The organism is Mesorhizobium sp. M0587, from assembly GCF_040320945.1.
GTDB lineage: Bacteria > Pseudomonadota > Alphaproteobacteria > Rhizobiales > Rhizobiaceae > Mesorhizobium.
Map to the genome: position 1 here is coordinate 1 of NZ_JAMYQP010000071.1, position 15,060 is coordinate 15,060.

Consider the following 15,060-nt stretch of genomic DNA (forward strand, 5'->3'; position numbering starts at 1 on the left):
GCGCCGGCCAAAGCCGCATAACCAACCGAACCGCCCTGTACGGACCCGTATGCAAGGTGGTGTGGGAGGGGAGGAACCGCGAGGTTCCCCCCTATCCCGATTCAGCCCTGGTCTGGTTCCGGCGCGGCTTCCGCCCGACGCCGCCAGATCGCCTCGCCGGCAAAGTTTGCGCTCAGGATGTTCCCGCCGGCTTCTCAGCCGGCGGGAGGCTCAGCTTCTCACATAGCCATTTTTTCGCACTCGGCCTGGGCCTTCTTGGTCGACGTGTCGATCATATAGGCTTTGCCCTTGGCGTCGGTCATCATCATCATGCAGTGCTTGATCGGCTTGGCCATCTTCATCATCTCGGCGCTCATCTTCGCGTCCGGCTTCATGGTGCCCATATGTCCGTCCGGCATGATCGCCGTCACCTCCCCACCTTTCATCATGGTCATTGTGCCCATTGTGTCTTCGGCAAATGCCTGCGAGGCGGAAAGGGCGACGACGCCGGCGATGACGGCGAGCTTGATCGAATTCATTCTGCGTACTCCCATTTTGTAAGGGCATGGTCGCCCCATTCAGACTTCGAAGCAGGAATGGGAATTGTTACGACAACACGACTATGTGATCGGATCTACGCGGCGGGAAGACAGGGCGCGTGGCTGCCAGCTGTCGTAGCGGGCTGTTCTGGTGCGGCAAACAAGCGGGTCCGGGAACGACTCCGTTCGACCTCCGAGACCGTCCGTCGACCAGAACATTCGCGATCAATGCGTTGCCGGCACACAGGCCCGGCGTATGGAGGTTGTGGTCCCACCGGCATGACTCTACCCGCAAGCTGTGCTATGCGCCGCACTTCATAACCGGCACGATCGATGAAATCGGCCGCAAACGGCTTATATCTGTGCAACCATGACCCTTTCCTTCGATCTCACCGCCGATGGTGCCCGTGACGCGTTGCGCGCCCGTGCTGCGCCTGAAAAGCCGTCGCTGATCGGCCTGACGCGGGCCGAGCTTGGCGAGGCCCTTGTCGCCTCGGGTATCGTACCGGAGCGCCAGGCCAGGATGCGCGCCCAGCAGCTCTGGCACTGGATGTATGTGCGCGGCGTCTCCGACTTCGCCGGCATGCTCAACATCTCCAAGGATCTGCGCGTCGAACTGGACAAGCATTTCACCGTCGCCAGGCCCGAGGTCGTCGAGGAACAGATTTCCGCCGACGGCACGCGAAAGTGGCTGTTTCGCTTTCCGCCGCGCGGCGCCGGCAGGCCGGTCGAGATCGAGACCGTCTATATTCCCGAGGAAGGCCGCGGCACGCTCTGCATCTCCTCGCAGGTCGGCTGCACGCTGACTTGCTCGTTCTGCCATACCGGCACGCAGAAGCTTGTGCGCAATCTGACGGCGGAGGAGATCCTCGCCCAGTTGCTCACTGCCCGCGACCGGCTCGGCGACTTTCCCGCCCGCGATACGCCCGACGGCGCCATCGTGCCGGCCGAGGGCCGCAAGGTTTCCAACATCGTCATGATGGGCATGGGCGAACCGCTCTACAATTTCGAGGCGGTGAAGAAGGCACTGCTGATCGCCTCCGACGGCGATGGTCTTTCCCTGTCGAAGCGCCGCATCACGCTGTCGACCTCGGGCGTCGTGCCCGAGATCTTCCGCACCGGCGAGGAGATCGGCGTCATGCTGGCGATCTCGCTGCACGCCACCAATGACGATCTGCGCGACCTTTTGGTGCCGATCAACAAGAAGTATCCGCTGAAGGAACTGATCGCCGCCTGCCGCGCCTATCCCGGCCTGTCGAACGCCAAGCGCATCACCTTCGAATATGTGATGCTGAAGGACGTCAACGATTCGATCGAGGACGCCAAGGCGCTGATCAAGCTGCTCAAGGGCGTTCCGGCCAAGATCAACCTGATCCCGTTCAACCCGTGGCCGGGCACCAACTACCAGTGCTCGGACTGGGAAACGATCGAGAAATTCGCCGACTACATCAACAATGCCGGCTATGCCTCGCCGATCCGCACGCCGCGCGGCCGCGACATTCTCGCCGCCTGCGGCCAGCTCAAGTCGGAATCGGAACGCATGCGCAAGGTCGACCGGCTGGCGCTGGAAGCGATGATGATCGCGGGGCACGGCGAGGCGTGAAGCGCCTCCTGGCCTGGCCGAAGCGGCTTGCCATCATAGCCATCGGCTATATCGCCGCCGTGCTTACCTCGGTCCTGGTCCCTGTGTTGCTTATCGTCCTTCTGGAAGGGATCGAAGGCGGGGGCTGGTCCATGGTCTTCGAATTCGACTGGCTGGTTTCCTTCCCGCTCGCCGTGTTGACCGTGGCGGTCTGCGCGCTGTTGATCGTCGGCCCGGCGATCTTTCTCGCCGAGCGGTTGTCGCTTCGAAAATGGTTTTATTTCGCGGTGACGGGTGCGATCACATCCACCGCATTTGGTGTCTCCAGCCCGCGCTCGGCCGGAGGGTTTATTTTCAATCCGGGCTTTCTCGGTTTTCTGGCGACGGCCGGCATTGCCGCCGGTTCGGTCTACTGGCTTCTGGCCGGACGCAATTCCGGTCATCTCAGGCGCCGGGATCGGCAATGAACCGCCTCGTCGCCTATCTCATCCGCCTTGCCGTCATCCTGTTCGGCTATGACGTCGCCTCGCTGGCGGCGAGTGCTTTCCTCAATGTCCTATTCCTGGCTTCGCTTGGCTACATGCCGCAGAACGCGCATCCGGCCGCGACGGCTTCGCTGTATTTCTCGGTTCCCTTCGTCGCCCTGTTCGTCGCCTATTCCGCCTTCATGCCGGCGACGATCGTCATCCTGGTCGCCGAGCTGCTGGGCCGGCGCGACTGGCTGTTCTATGCACTGGCCGGCGCGGTGGTCGCGGCCGTTTTCCTCGGCCTTGTCGACCACGCCGGCGACTCCACCTTCGCGGTCACCGACACCAGCGCCATGATGGCGGTGATCGGCGGCGGCATGATCGGCGGCATCTTCTATTGGCTCAGCGCCGGGCGCTGGGCCGGAAGCTGGTGGGACGGGAAGGCTCCTATTTCGCCTGGGCCGTCAGGATCTTGAGCGCGAAGGCCGAAAACACGCCGGCAAAGAGATAGTCGACCACCCGCGTGACGCGCGGGCTGGCCTTCATCGCCGCCGAGAACTTTTCCGCCGCCAGCACCATCGGTGCCGTCACCGGGATCGCCAGCACGATGAACATGGCGCCGAGGAAAAACAGTTTTCCCGGCGCGTTCGGGTCATGCGCGGAGACGAATTGCGGCAGGAAGGTCATGAAGAACAGGATGATCTTCGGGTTGAGCAGATTGACGCCGAGGCCCGCTGCCCAGCTGCGCAGAAGCGAAATCCGGGGTCCCATCTTTTTCTCAGGCGAAAAGGCCGAGCCCTTGGCGATCGCCTGCAAGGCCAGGAAGACGAGATAGCCGGCGCCGAAGATCTTCAGTACGAGGAAGGCCATCGGCGAGGCGACGATCAGCGCCGAGACGCCGACCACCACCAGCGTGGTGTGGATCAGCGTGCCGCACAGCGCGCCCGCCATCGAGGCGAAGCCGGCGGCGCGGCCCTGGCTCAGCGTGCGCGAGACGAACAGCGTCATGTCGGGGCCAGGCGTGATCGCCAGGATAACTGTGGCGATGGCGAACTGGATCAGCGTGGTGGCGTCTGGGATGAAGGACATGGCAGGCCTTTTTGGCTCGGGAACACACCGCCTATAGAGGATGCCGCCCATTCTTGCCAGCAACCGGGCGGCAAGAGGACTGATCCAGCTCTCCTCAATCGTCTGTCACGCCACCGTCTCGTTGGGCCGAGCCGCGTTCATCTCTTGCGCTAGCCGGAAACGGCGTGATACCTCGCCCGCCGAGAACTCCTGTCGCGGAACAGCCAAAATGTCAAAAGCCAAAGACGTCAAGAAGGTCGTGCTCGCTTATTCCGGCGGCCTCGACACATCCATCATCTTGAAATGGCTGCAAACCGAACTCGGCGCCGAAGTCGTCACCTTCACCGCCGATCTCGGCCAGGGTGGCGAACTCGAGCCGGCCCGACGCAAGGCCGAGATGATGGGCATCAAGGACATCCGCGTCGTCGACGTACGCGAGGAATTCGTCGCCGACTTCGTCTTCCCGATGTTCCGCGCCAACGCCGTCTATGAAGGCACCTACCTGCTCGGCACCTCGATCGCGCGGCCGCTGATCTCCAAGCACCTCGTCGAGATCGCCAGGGAAACCGGCGCCGACGCGATCGCGCATGGCGCCACCGGCAAGGGCAACGACCAGGTTCGCTTCGAGCTTTCGGCCTATGCGCTGAACCCCGACATCAAGGTCATCGCGCCATGGCGCGACTGGTCGTTCAAGTCGCGCACGGACCTGATCAAATTCGCCGAACAGCACCAGATCCCGGTGCCGAAGGACAAGAAGGGCGACGCGCCGTTTTCGGTCGACGCCAATCTGCTGCACTCGTCTTCCGAGGGCAAGGTGCTGGAAGACCCGTGGAGCGAGCCGCCGGAATTCGTCCATCAGCGCACCGTTTCGCCGATGGACGCGCCCGACAAGGTCACCGAGGTCGAGATCGAATTCCTCAAGGGCGATCCGATCGCCCTCGACGGCAAGAAACTGTCGCCGGCAACCATGCTGGCGGCGCTCAACGATCTCGGCCGCGACAACGGCATCGGCCGCCTCGACCTGGTCGAGAACCGCTTCGTCGGCATGAAATCGCGCGGCGTCTACGAGACGCCCGGCGGCACCATCCTGATATCGGCCCACCGCGCCATCGAGTCGATCACGCTCGACCGCGGTGCCGCCCACCTCAAGGATGAGTTCATGCCGCGCTATGCCGAGCTGATCTACAACGGCTTCTGGTTCGCGCCCGAACGGCTGATGCTGCAGGCGATGATCGACAAGAGTCAGGAAGACGTCGAGGGCACGGTGCGCCTCAAGCTCTACAAGGGCAACGTCATGGTGACCGGCCGCAAGTCGAAGAAAACGCTCTATTCCGACGCGCTGGTCACCTTCGAGGACGACCGTGGCGCCTACGACCAGAAGGATGCCGCCGGCTTCATCCGCCTCAACGCGCTGCGGTTGAGGACGCTTGCTGCGCGAGGCCGCAACAAATAAGTCGGATGCGGCTGTCAACGCCTGAATCTCAACAGCTAGACCTCAACAAAAAGCCCGGCGCATTGGCCGGGCCCTCAGTCGAATAGAGATTGCTATCAGTCGCCATCGATCGCCGTGGCGATACGGGCGATGGCCTGTTGATAGACGCTCGCGTCATTCCAGCCGGCGATAGCGCCGATATTGGCCTGAGCGCTGGCACCGGCCCGCCAGCCATGAGCCTTGAGGAAGTTGGCGGTCGACGCCAACGCAGTGGCCTTGTCGCGCAGGTTTCCGCTGCCAACGCCATACTTCAGCACATTTCCGGGCAGGAACTGCGTGTGGCCGATCTCCCCATGCGCGGCGCCGACCGACGAAGCGCTCAAAGCTCCGCGATCAACCAGCTTCAGGGCTGCAATGGCATGCGGGTGAAAGAACTCCGGGCGACGGCAATCATAGGCAAGCGTCAAAATGGCGGAGACCGTATTCTGGTTGCCCATGGAGGAACCGAAGCCGGTCTCCATGCCCCAGATGGCCAGCAGCACACCCGGCGAAACGCCGTAGTTCCGTTCGATCTGGTCGAACATCGCCGCGTTCGACTTCTTCAGCATACGGCCCCTGGAAATGATGGCGTCCCCGCCACGGCGCTTCATGAAAGCGTCGACCGAGCCGCTGAAAGCCTTGTGAATGCCGCGGTCGACCGAGATTGTCTTTGTCGCGTAGGTGGCGCCGGCCAGAGCGGCCAGACCCCTGGCGCCTACACCCTCCGCCTTGGCCTCAGCGGCGAACTCCGGCTTCCAGGCATCGAAGCCGGCCCCGTTCTTACCGCAGCTGGCTCCGGCCTGTGCGCCGGTCGTCAGCGCAAGCATTGCCATTACCGCAGCCGCTGCAAATATCTTTCCCTTGGCAAGAAATGCCATGTTGTTCTCCTGGTTGCCTGATTCACGTCCCGCCTGGAATTTGCCAGCGAAACGGTCACTTGTCACCGTCCGCTGCGCCAAGCTGGCCAATGAAGGGGAATTTGCCTACCATCAAGCAAATATTATGGCGGGCACGGCCGAAACCTCGCGGATCCTTCCGCCATGTTGCTGAATAGTGTCACGGCAGGGAACGACGCCAGACGACCGGCGTTTCAGCGACGCCCTCACAGTTCGAGATCGAAATGAAACTCTTCGACTGCCCGCATTGCGGCCATCGTCTCTACTTCGAGAACGCCCAGTGCCTGAACTGCTCCAGTCCGGTGCTCTACGATCCCGAGCATGCATGCTTTGTCTTGCCGCGCATCGACGGCGTCTTCCAATGCACCAACGCCGACGAATGCGCCTGCAACTGGATGGCCGAGCCGGGGCAGGCCTTTTGCCGGGCTTGCGTGCTGAACCAGTTGATTCCCGATCTCTCCGTCGACGGCAACCGCCGCCGCTGGATCCGCGTCGAGGCGGCGAAGAAGCGCGCCATCTATTCGTTGCTCGCCTTCGGCCTGCCGGTGATGCCCAAGCAGAACCCCGCCGACGAGACCGGCCTTGCCTTCGACTTCCTCGCCGATCCGATCGGCGGCGGTCCTGGCGGCGAGCGTATCCTGACCGGCCACGACAATGGCTTGATCACGCTCAACGTCGCCGAGGCCGATTCGGCCGAGCGGGAAAAGCGGCGGGTCGAGATGGGCGAGAATTATCGTACGCTGCTCGGCCATTTCCGGCATGAGCTCGGACATTACTACTGGGATCGCCTGATCCGCGACGATCCGCAAAAGCTCCTCGCTTTCCGCGCGCTGTTCGGCGACGAACGCGCCGACTACGAACAGGCGTTGAAGGTCCATTATGCAAACGGCGCGCCTCCCGACTGGCAGCAGAACCACATCTCGGCCTATGCGACCTCGCATCCGTGGGAGGACTGGGCGGAGACCTGGGCCCACCACCTCCACATTACCGATACGCTGGAGATGGTTCATGCGCTGAACTTCCCGCTCGGCCGGCTGGAGACGGTGGAAGCGAATGAACTGCCGCGGAGCGACACTGGCGGCGGACCGCAGCCGGCACCCTCGCAGCCTATAGCGGCGCCCGAGCCTTTCGACAGGATTCTCGACCGGTGGCTGGTGCTGTCGGAGGCCTCCAACTCGATCAACCGCTGCATGGGCCTGCCCGACCTCTATCCCTTCGTCATTTCCGATGTCACGGCGCGGAAACTGGCCTTCGTTCACCAACTTCTGACCGATCGGCCGAAAGAAGCGGGAACAAATCGTGAGTTGGCTCAGGCGTTTTAGCCGGAACGCATGCGCCACGGTTCCGTTTTCGCTGGCGAGGGACCATGAACACGGAGTGAAGCCATGAAATCCGTATTGTTTCCCGCAATCGCCGGGATGCTGACCGTGATGTCGGGCGCCGCCATGGCGGACACCGCCGTCTCCGCGGTCACCGATCTCAACGTCCGCGCCGGCCCCGGTCCGCAATATCCTGTCATTGGCGTGCTCGCCGCCGGCCAGTCGGCGACGCTCAGCGGCTGCATGGAGAACAGCAAATGGTGCACGATCGCCGAAGCCGGCGGCCAGGGCTGGGTCTATTCCGATTATGTGACGGCTGAGTTCGGCGGCAGCCGGGTGGTGCTGACGCAGCGGCCGCGCACTTCAGGCATTGCCGTCGTCGCGCCGCCGGCTGACATTGGCGATTACTCGAACGAGTACACCGGAGCGATCATCGCCGGCGAGCCGGTCGTCGATCCCATCCCGCGGCCGCCTGCCGAAGTCAGGACTTATGTTCGAACACACCGTCTCGACCCTGTCTATCTGGAGGGCGAGGTGGTTACCGGCGCCACCTTGCCCGACACGGTCGAACTGCGCGAAGTTCCGGACTACAGATATCGCTATGTCTATGTGAACAATCAGCCGGCGCTGATCGATCCGGACACACGGCGCATCATGTACGTGGTGCGCTGACGTCGTTTTTTGCGGAAGCGGCCGCCGCACCAGCAGCAGCCGCCCGCAGGCAGTCCGGCCGCCTCACGCGCGGACCGCGCATCAATCCTTTGCGAAAACAATTCCGCTCTTCGGGGCCATCGGCTAGCGGTTCACCGTTTCACGGAAACGCCGAACCGCTTTGTCTCGCTGTTTTTAAGCAATTCCGGACGGAAAACCGTTTCACGCGTTTGCTGGAATTGCCCTAGACAGTCGAGGAATCCGGCAAAGGAGCCAGCATAACGTCAGACCCCGCCGCCTTCGAACGCTATCGGCGTTCGCCGAATGACTGGACGACCTTGCCGCGTCTTCTCCTGGGAACGGTGATCGTCGTTCTGTTCTGGGCCGCGACGACCGCTGGCGTGCTGTTCGGGGGCGCCTACGCCTTCTTCGCATGGCAGGGCTCGTCCGGCGTTGCTTCGCCCACACAGGAGTTCCTCGCATCGCCCGTCGGCATTCTCGCCGCGCTTGCCTCCTTCGCCGGCATCTGGATCGGCCTGTGGATCGCCATGCGCTGGGTGCACCGCGAGAAGCTGTCGGCGCTGCTCGGCGTCAGCCACCGCGTTTCGCGGTCGGGCTTCCTCAAAGGGCTGATCGCGGTGCTGATCACCTCGCTCGTATCCGAAATCCTGCTCTATTTGCTGGAGCCGGAAATCGCGCGCGGCACGATCAGCCTGTCGGCCTGGCTGTTGTTCCTGATCCCGATCGTCGCGCTCACCTTGTTGCAGACGTCGTCCGAAGAGGTGTTGTTCCGCGGCTATCTGCTGCGTGGCCTGGCCGACCGGTTCAAGAGCCCGTTCATCTGGGCGCTGCTGCCCGGCCTTCTGTTCACCTCGCTGCACTGGAGCACCAGTTCGTCGGCCGCCATCAACGCCTGCGTGCTGGCCTCGATCGCGGCCTTCGCGCTGTTGTTGACGCTAGTGGTCTACGCCACCGGCAATCTCGGCGCCGCTCTCGGCGCCCATCTCGGCAACAATCTGACCGGCTTCCTGCTGATCTCGCATCAGGAGAGCTACAATTCCTTCGCTTTGTTCAACGCCAAGCCACTCGAGGGGCCGGGCTGGACGACATCGGATGCTGTGCTCATCGCTCTCGTCGGCATCGCTTGCAGCCTGCTGACGATCGTGCTGCTGCTGCATCCCCGTTCGCCGTTCAGGGTTACAGCTTGGCAAAAGGCCTGACGACGGCCAACACCGGCGCTGCCGGCAGCTTTTCCACGATAGGAATTTTTTCTTGACATCGTGAGTGCAGCTATGATACATATTTGCCCATGGTGCAGATTTGCGCCAATGACCCGCCGCACAGGCGGTTTTTCGCCTGATGCTGCTCAACCAGCGCCGGCGGACGCTCCGGAGGAACCCGTCAGCCCGGGTTCGTTGCCCTGAGCAAATCCGCTCCTGTCTTGACTCTGCCGCTGATTTCCTGTCTACACGCCTCGAATTCCGCGACGAGTATCCCTCCGAGCAAGCCGACCAGGACGCCGAAACCTCTTTGAGGCGGGTGCTGTAAATCGATCCTGGAGGCCAACACCCGGCAGCGCTGAGCGCCCCCGGGTGCTTTTTGGTTTTGGCTTTTGCTCGCCACGAGACTTGGACAGTTGGCGCGAACGCATTACCTCTCGGGCACCACCCGGCTGCCAGGGAAAAGGAAAACGAATGTTTGAATCGCTGCAGGAGCGTCTTGGCTCCATCCTGAACGGCCTCACTGGCCGCGGCGCGCTGTCGGAAGCTGACGTCTCGGCTGCGTTGCGCGAGGTGCGCCGCGCGCTGCTCGAGGCAGACGTGGCGCTGGAAGTGGTGCGTGCCTTCACGGACAAGGTGCGCGAGAAGGCGGTCGGCGCCGCCGTGCTGAAGTCGATCAAGCCCGGCCAGATGGTCGTCAAGATCGTCCATGACGAGCTGGTCGACATGCTGGGCGCGGAGGGCGTCGCGATCGACCTCAACGCGCCGGCGCCCGTCGTCGTCATGATGGTCGGCCTGCAGGGCTCGGGCAAGACGACGACCTCGGCCAAGATCGCCAAGCGGCTGACCGAGCGCCAGAACAAAAAGGTCCTGATGGCCTCGCTCGACACGCGGCGCCCCGCCGCGCAGGAGCAACTCCGCCAGCTCGGCGAGCAGGTCAAGGTCGCGACGCTTCCTGTCATCGATGGTCAGTCGCCGGTCGACATCGCCCGGCGCGCGGTGCAGGCGGCCAGGCTCGGCGGCCACGACGTCGTCATTCTCGACACCGCCGGCCGTACCCATATCGACGAGCCGCTGATGGTCGAGATGGCCGACATCAAGAAGGTGTCGAGCCCGCACGAAATCCTGCTGGTCGCGGATTCGCTGACCGGCCAGGACGCCGTCAATCTGGCCAAAAGCTTCGACGAGCGCGTCGGCATTACCGGCCTGGTGCTGACCCGCATGGACGGCGACGGCCGCGGCGGTGCGGCGCTCTCGATGCGCGCCGTCACCGGCAAGCCGATCAAGCTGATCGGCACCGGCGAGAAGATGGACGGGCTGGAGGAATTCCACCCCAAGCGCATCGCCGACCGCATCCTCGGCATGGGCGACATTGTCAGCCTGGTCGAGAAAGCCGCCGAAAACATCGACGCCGAACAGGCGGCGGCGATGGCCCGGAAGATGCAGTCGGGCAAGTTCGACCTCAACGACCTCGCCGGCCAGCTTCAGCAGATGTCGAAGATGGGCGGCATGGGCGGCATCATGGGCATGATGCCCGGCATGGGCAAGATGAAGGACCAGATGGCCGGCGCCGGTCTCGACGACAAGATGTTCGGCCGCCAGCTCGCCATCATCTCGTCGATGACCAAGGCCGAACGTGCCAACCCCGATATTCTCAAGCACTCGCGCAAGAAGCGTATCGCGGCCGGATCCGGCACCGATGCGGCCGAGATCAACAAGCTCCTGAAGATGCATCGCGGCATGGCCGACATGATGAAGGCGATGGGCGGCAAGGGCAAAGGTGGCGGCCGGATGCGCGGCATGATGGGCGGCCTCGCCTCCAAAATGGGTCTCGGCGGCATGATGCCGGGTGGCCCTGGGGGGATGATGGGCGGCGGCATGCCCGATCTGTCGAAGATGGATCCCAAGCAGCTCGAAGCCTTGCAGAAGCAGGCGCAGGCCGCCGGCCTCGGTGGCATGAAGGGCCTGCCCGGTGGTCTTCCCGGTGGCGGCCTGCCCGGCCTGCCCGGCGGCATGAAGCTTCCGGGGCTTCCCGGCCTGGGCGGCGGCGGATTGCCCGGCCTCGGCAAGAAGAAGTGAGGGCGCGATGAACGAAGACAAGGACATGGCCGACGCGCGCACCGTTCTGGCCGGCTATCGCGCCTCGATCGACAACATCGATGCGGCCTTGATCCACATGCTGGCCGAGCGCTTCCGCTGCACCAAGGCGGTCGGCGTTTTGAAGGCCGAGCATGGCCTGCCGCCGGCCGACCCGGCGCGCGAGCAGGAGCAGATCGCCCGCCTTCGCCAGTTGGCGAAGGATGCGCATCTCGACCCGGATTTCGCGGAAAAATTCCTCAACTTCGTCGTCCGCGAAGTGATCCGCCATCACGAACAGATCGCCGCTGCCAACGGCGTGACGAAAACCAACTGAAACCCAAATCAACGAACTTAGAATTTCAGGAGAAAAGAAATGCCATTGAAGATCCGACTGGCCCGCGCGGGCTCGAAGAAGCGCCCTTACTATCACGTCGTCGTCGCCGACGCCCGTTCGCCGCGCGACGGCCGTTTCATCGAGTCGCTCGGCTCGTGGAATCCGCTGCTGCCGAAGGACGGCGAACGCGTCAAGGTCGACGCTGACCGCGTCAAGCACTGGCTGTCGCACGGCGCCCAGCCGACCGACCGCGTGCTGCGCTTCCTCGACGAGGCCGGCCTTGCCAAGCGCGAGACCCGCTCCAACCCGAAGAAGGCCGAGCCCGGCAAGAAGGCGCAGGAACGCGCCGCCCTGTTGAAGAAGGCGCAGGAAGACGCCGCCGCCGCGGCCGCGGCCGCGGCAGCTTCCGCGGCACCGGCCGAGGCGGAAGCCGCCACCGCCGAATAATTATTGCCCCTATCGCATCTCACGAAAACGGCGGGCCTTTGCCCGCCGTTTTGCTGTTTCGTTGGTCGAATGCGGCTCCGTCAATAGCCGCTCGGGCAGCGGTCGACATAGACGCGGCCGTAACGGTCGCGATAGCGGCACTGGCCGGCTTCGCTGGCATGGCCGATCAGCGCGCCGGCCACGGCACCAACCGCGCCGCCCACGACGGCGCCCTGGACCGGGTCGCCGGCCACGGCCGCGCCAACCGCAGCCCCGCCAAGGCCGCCGACAGCCGCACCCTTTTCCGTTTGCGAGCATGCGCCGAGTGCCGTTGCCAACACCAGAATGGTCATGATTTTCTTCATTGTCGCTCCTCTCACAAGGGATCGCCGTCCTCGCCGCCAAGTCATTAACTCTCGGACGGCTAAATTGATCCCTGACGATGGAATGCCGTTCGCCAGGCGAACCCAGGCAAGCTGGCGGCGCCCCGTATGGGTCATGCCCCGCTGAGGCGCTTCCGCTTGGCGAGGCCGGCCGCGAAATCCTTGCCGAACGTTCTTCTCTCCTCGGGATTATCGGCCGAACGGGAGCAGCGCGCGCACTTTGAAATCGCGCAGATACAGACCGCCCCACAGGACGATGCCGAGATAGACGCCGAACAGCGTGTGCGAGAACAGCGGATTGCCGATCCGCGCATTGGTGGCGATGGCTCCGCCCATATAGGCGGTGAGCAGGATGGCGCCGAGCACCGATGTGCGCGGCAAGACGTAGAGCGCGGTCGAGATCAGACCGATGACGCCGAGCAGGCGTGCGACGTCCGGGTCGGCCGGCCAGCCGAGCGGCACCATCGTCTGGGTGACGATGTCGAGCGGCGGCAGTTTGATGGCGCCGTCGAAGATCATGAACAGCACGATGACGGCGCTGAGCACGCGGCCGGTCCACAGGGCGCCGGGCGAGACGGGCGCGGTTTCGGAAATGCTCATGGTGTTCCCTCCAGTTGGTTCGAGCCCTTTCAGCAGGGTCGTGCCAAGGACGCGCCGTGCGCCGGCGATCCGACAAGGTCCGGAGTACTTTTTGCGCCCGTGAGAGCAAAGTCGTCCTGTCGCGATCCTTCCCAGCGCTCGCGGTTATGCTGCGGCGGCAGGTCGAGCACCTACGAAAAGTAAAACTCCTCGGCCGGCAGCATTTTCGGCGGCGTCTCGCCCAGCGCCTCGAACACCGAGATCTCGCAGACGCGGCAGAGACCGTCGAGGGCGAGGTCGTTGGCCTCGGTGCCGAACGGGTCCTCGAGTTCTTCCGAAAGCGCGTCGAGGCCGAAGAAGGTGTAGGCGATCAGCGCCGTGAACAGCGGCGTCGCCCAGCCGGTGCTCGAGATCAGGCCAATGGGCAAAAGCAGGCATACGATGTAGGCCGTGCGATGCACCAGCAGCGTATAGGCGAAGGGCAATGGCGTGCCGGCGATCCGCTCGCAGCCGGCCTGGATGGCGGTGATCGATGCCAGCCTCTCATCCAGGATGCGGAAGCCGATCGGGTCGAGTTCGCCGGCCTGGCGCCGTGCATTGGCGCGTCGGCCCATGCGTCTGACCATTTCGTCCGCCGGATTGGCGAAGTTCGCAGCCGTTTCAGCCTCAGTGGCGACGAAAGCGCGGGCGTCTTCCACGCTGTCGATCTTGCGCAATTGCCCGCGCAGGAAATGGCAGAAGGCCAGCGCCTCCATGAGCAGGGCGCGCTGTTCGCTCCGGTCGGCGATAAGGCTAGTGGTGGCGCGCGCCAGGTTGCGGATTTCGAAGACCAGCGTCCCCCACAGCTTGCGCGCTTCCCACCAGCGGTCGTAGGCGGCATTGTTGCGGAACGAGAGATAGATCGACAACGTTACGCCAACCAAACCAAAGGGCGTGATGTTGAAGGCTCCGAGATCCAGGCGAAACCAGCGCGCAATGGCGACGATGACCGCCGAATAAAGGGCAAAGCCGATGATCTGAGGCAAGATGCGTGGCACCACGGAACCGCGCATGATGAAGAACAGCTGCAGGAACGTGGGACGCGGGCGAACGATCATCGGAAGCCTTTCACGGACCGGCATCGGCCCTCAGCATCTCTATTGTGCGACGCGACAGGCCGGCAAGCCCAGCCACCAGCGACATCGCCATGTCGTCCGCGCAGCGCGCGGACTATCGGCACTCGCCGGCCGCGGATATTGAGGAGCATGCGGACTGCGGCGGCATCCTGCATCGGATGGAGAAAGCAATGACCGGCGAGACCGATCTCAAAACACTATTGGCATCGATGACGCCGGAATTGCTCGCCGGCACCCATGTCTTCGCGACGCTGGCGCCCGGCATCGCCCAGCCGGGAGGCCTCGATCCGGTGATGATCTTTCGCGAGCGCGAGCGCGAGGGCGTGACGCTGATCGTGGCCGAGGACGCGGCGAAGGCAGCGGGGCTGACCGCTTCGTTCCCGTGCCGCATGATAACGCTGAACATCCATTCGTCGCTGGAGGCGGTCGGCTTCCTCGCCGCCATCACCACGCGCCTGGCCGCCGCCGGCATGGGCGTCAATCCGGTCTCGGCTTTCTACCATGACCATCTGTTCGTTCCGGCCGAGCGGGCTGAGGAAGCAATGGAAGCGCTGCGGAAACTGGCGGAGGAAAACAAGGTGTAGCGCATCGGCCAAGCTGCCAATCCAGGCGCCCTTCCTCTCCCTCCGGAGGGGGGAGGTGGCGCTGCGTAGCAGCGACGGAGTGGGGGAAGGCAGTCGTCAAATGCGCCGCCGCCGACAACTCGCCACAGGGTCTCGATCAGGGCGAGGCCGGCTTGAAACAACAACAGCCGAGCCGGGTCGACCCCCACTCCGGCCCTTCGGGCCACCTCCGATCGACGGGGGAGAGGAAGGGCGTGTCCTATCGACGGGCAGAGGAAGCACGTGCGTTCGCCAAACCAGGCGCCCTTCCTCTCCCTCCGGAGGGGGGAGAGGTGGCGCTGCGCAGCAGCGACGGAGTGGGGGAAGGCGCTCGTCAACCGCGCCGCCGC

17 protein-coding genes are annotated in these 15,060 nt (G+C 63.9%); 11 read left to right on the plus strand and 6 right to left on the minus strand.

Annotated features, from left to right (window positions below):
• Nucleotides 1-218 precede the first annotated feature (218 nt).
• Entirely contained in the window at nt 219-518 is a 300-nt protein-coding gene (locus NKI49_RS32200; protein ID WP_352608145.1) for a hypothetical protein, read from the minus strand.
• Nucleotides 519-888: 370 nt separating this feature from the next.
• On the opposite strand from NKI49_RS32200, the gene rlmN reads away from it, so the two are divergent.
• Genes rlmN through NKI49_RS32215 form a run of 3 tightly spaced genes read left to right on the plus strand, consistent with a single transcriptional unit; the run spans nt 889 to nt 3,043 of the window.
• Nucleotides 889-2,121, plus strand: coding sequence for a dual-specificity RNA methyltransferase RlmN (gene rlmN / locus NKI49_RS32205; protein WP_352608143.1), 1,233 nt, complete (start codon nt 889-891; stop codon nt 2,119-2,121).
• Nucleotides 2,118-2,567, plus strand: coding sequence for a hypothetical protein (locus NKI49_RS32210; RefSeq protein ID WP_352608141.1), 450 nt, complete (start codon nt 2,118-2,120; stop codon nt 2,565-2,567). The genes rlmN and NKI49_RS32210 overlap by 4 nt, the downstream gene beginning before the upstream one ends.
• Nucleotides 2,564-3,043 (plus strand): hypothetical protein, encoded by a 480-nt coding sequence (locus NKI49_RS32215; RefSeq protein ID WP_352608139.1) that lies wholly within the window; start codon nt 2,564-2,566, stop codon nt 3,041-3,043. Before NKI49_RS32210 ends, NKI49_RS32215 begins: the two co-directional genes overlap by 4 nt.
• Here NKI49_RS32215 and NKI49_RS32220 read toward each other — a convergent pair.
• Complete coding sequence (locus NKI49_RS32220) at nt 3,015-3,656, minus strand: LysE family translocator (protein ID WP_352608137.1); 642 nt, start codon at nt 3,654-3,656, stop codon at nt 3,015-3,017. The two genes, NKI49_RS32215 and NKI49_RS32220, sit on opposite strands and share 29 nt — an antisense overlap.
• Before the next feature lie 208 nt (nt 3,657-3,864).
• Here NKI49_RS32220 and NKI49_RS32225 point away from each other — a divergent pair, with 208 nt between their 5' ends.
• A complete protein-coding gene (locus tag NKI49_RS32225) occupies nt 3,865-5,088 on the plus strand; it encodes an argininosuccinate synthase (protein ID WP_352608135.1) in 1,224 nt (407 codons plus the stop codon).
• Nucleotides 5,089-5,183: 95 nt separating this feature from the next.
• On the opposite strand, the gene NKI49_RS32230 is transcribed toward NKI49_RS32225, so the two are convergent.
• A complete protein-coding gene (locus tag NKI49_RS32230; RefSeq protein WP_352608133.1) occupies nt 5,184-5,984 on the minus strand; it encodes a lytic murein transglycosylase in 801 nt (266 codons plus the stop codon).
• A 242-nt stretch (nt 5,985-6,226) separates the two neighbouring features.
• Between NKI49_RS32230 and NKI49_RS32235 the strand changes: the two genes are divergently transcribed.
• From NKI49_RS32235 to rpsP, 6 genes are all read left to right on the plus strand, one after another.
• The gene (locus NKI49_RS32235; protein WP_352608130.1) at nt 6,227-7,324 is read left to right on the plus strand and encodes a zinc-binding metallopeptidase family protein; all 1,098 of its coding nucleotides are present in this window, start codon (nt 6,227-6,229) and stop codon (nt 7,322-7,324) included.
• Nucleotides 7,325-7,387: 63 nt separating this feature from the next.
• Nucleotides 7,388-7,993, plus strand: a complete 606-nt coding sequence (locus NKI49_RS32240; protein ID WP_352608127.1) for a DUF1236 domain-containing protein — start codon at nt 7,388-7,390, stop codon at nt 7,991-7,993.
• 257 nt (nt 7,994-8,250) lie between these two features.
• Nucleotides 8,251-9,192: a CPBP family intramembrane glutamic endopeptidase gene (locus NKI49_RS32245; RefSeq protein ID WP_352695906.1), complete on the plus strand. Its 942-nt coding sequence runs from the start codon at nt 8,251-8,253 to the stop codon at nt 9,190-9,192.
• Between the two features lie 474 nt (nt 9,193-9,666).
• On the plus strand, nt 9,667-11,271 hold the full coding sequence (gene ffh / locus NKI49_RS32250) for a signal recognition particle protein (RefSeq protein WP_352608125.1): 1,605 nt from the start codon (nt 9,667-9,669) through the stop codon (nt 11,269-11,271).
• Between the two features lie 7 nt (nt 11,272-11,278).
• Nucleotides 11,279-11,605 (plus strand): chorismate mutase, encoded by a 327-nt coding sequence (locus NKI49_RS32255; RefSeq protein ID WP_027027232.1) that lies wholly within the window; start codon nt 11,279-11,281, stop codon nt 11,603-11,605.
• 39 nt (nt 11,606-11,644) lie between these two features.
• Nucleotides 11,645-12,052 (plus strand): 30S ribosomal protein S16, encoded by a 408-nt coding sequence (gene rpsP, locus NKI49_RS32260; protein ID WP_352608123.1) that lies wholly within the window; start codon nt 11,645-11,647, stop codon nt 12,050-12,052.
• A gap of 80 nt (nt 12,053-12,132) precedes the next feature.
• Here rpsP and NKI49_RS32265 read toward each other — a convergent pair whose 3' ends face one another.
• The 3 genes from NKI49_RS32265 to NKI49_RS32275 all read right to left on the minus strand — a co-directional run bounded on the left by NKI49_RS32265 (nt 12,133) and on the right by NKI49_RS32275 (nt 14,090).
• Nucleotides 12,133-12,396: a YMGG-like glycine zipper-containing protein gene (locus tag NKI49_RS32265; RefSeq protein ID WP_352608121.1), complete on the minus strand. Its 264-nt coding sequence runs from the start codon at nt 12,394-12,396 to the stop codon at nt 12,133-12,135.
• Between the two features lie 207 nt (nt 12,397-12,603).
• Nucleotides 12,604-13,014, minus strand: coding sequence for a DoxX family protein (locus NKI49_RS32270; protein WP_352608119.1), 411 nt, complete (start codon nt 13,012-13,014; stop codon nt 12,604-12,606).
• 170 nt (nt 13,015-13,184) lie between these two features.
• Entirely contained in the window at nt 13,185-14,090 is a 906-nt protein-coding gene (locus tag NKI49_RS32275) for a bestrophin family protein (protein ID WP_352608117.1), read from the minus strand.
• 188 nt (nt 14,091-14,278) lie between these two features.
• On the opposite strand from NKI49_RS32275, the gene NKI49_RS32280 reads away from it, so the two are divergent.
• Nucleotides 14,279-14,692: an ACT domain-containing protein gene (locus tag NKI49_RS32280; RefSeq protein ID WP_352608115.1), complete on the plus strand. Its 414-nt coding sequence runs from the start codon at nt 14,279-14,281 to the stop codon at nt 14,690-14,692.
• Nucleotides 14,693-15,060 lie beyond the last annotated feature (368 nt).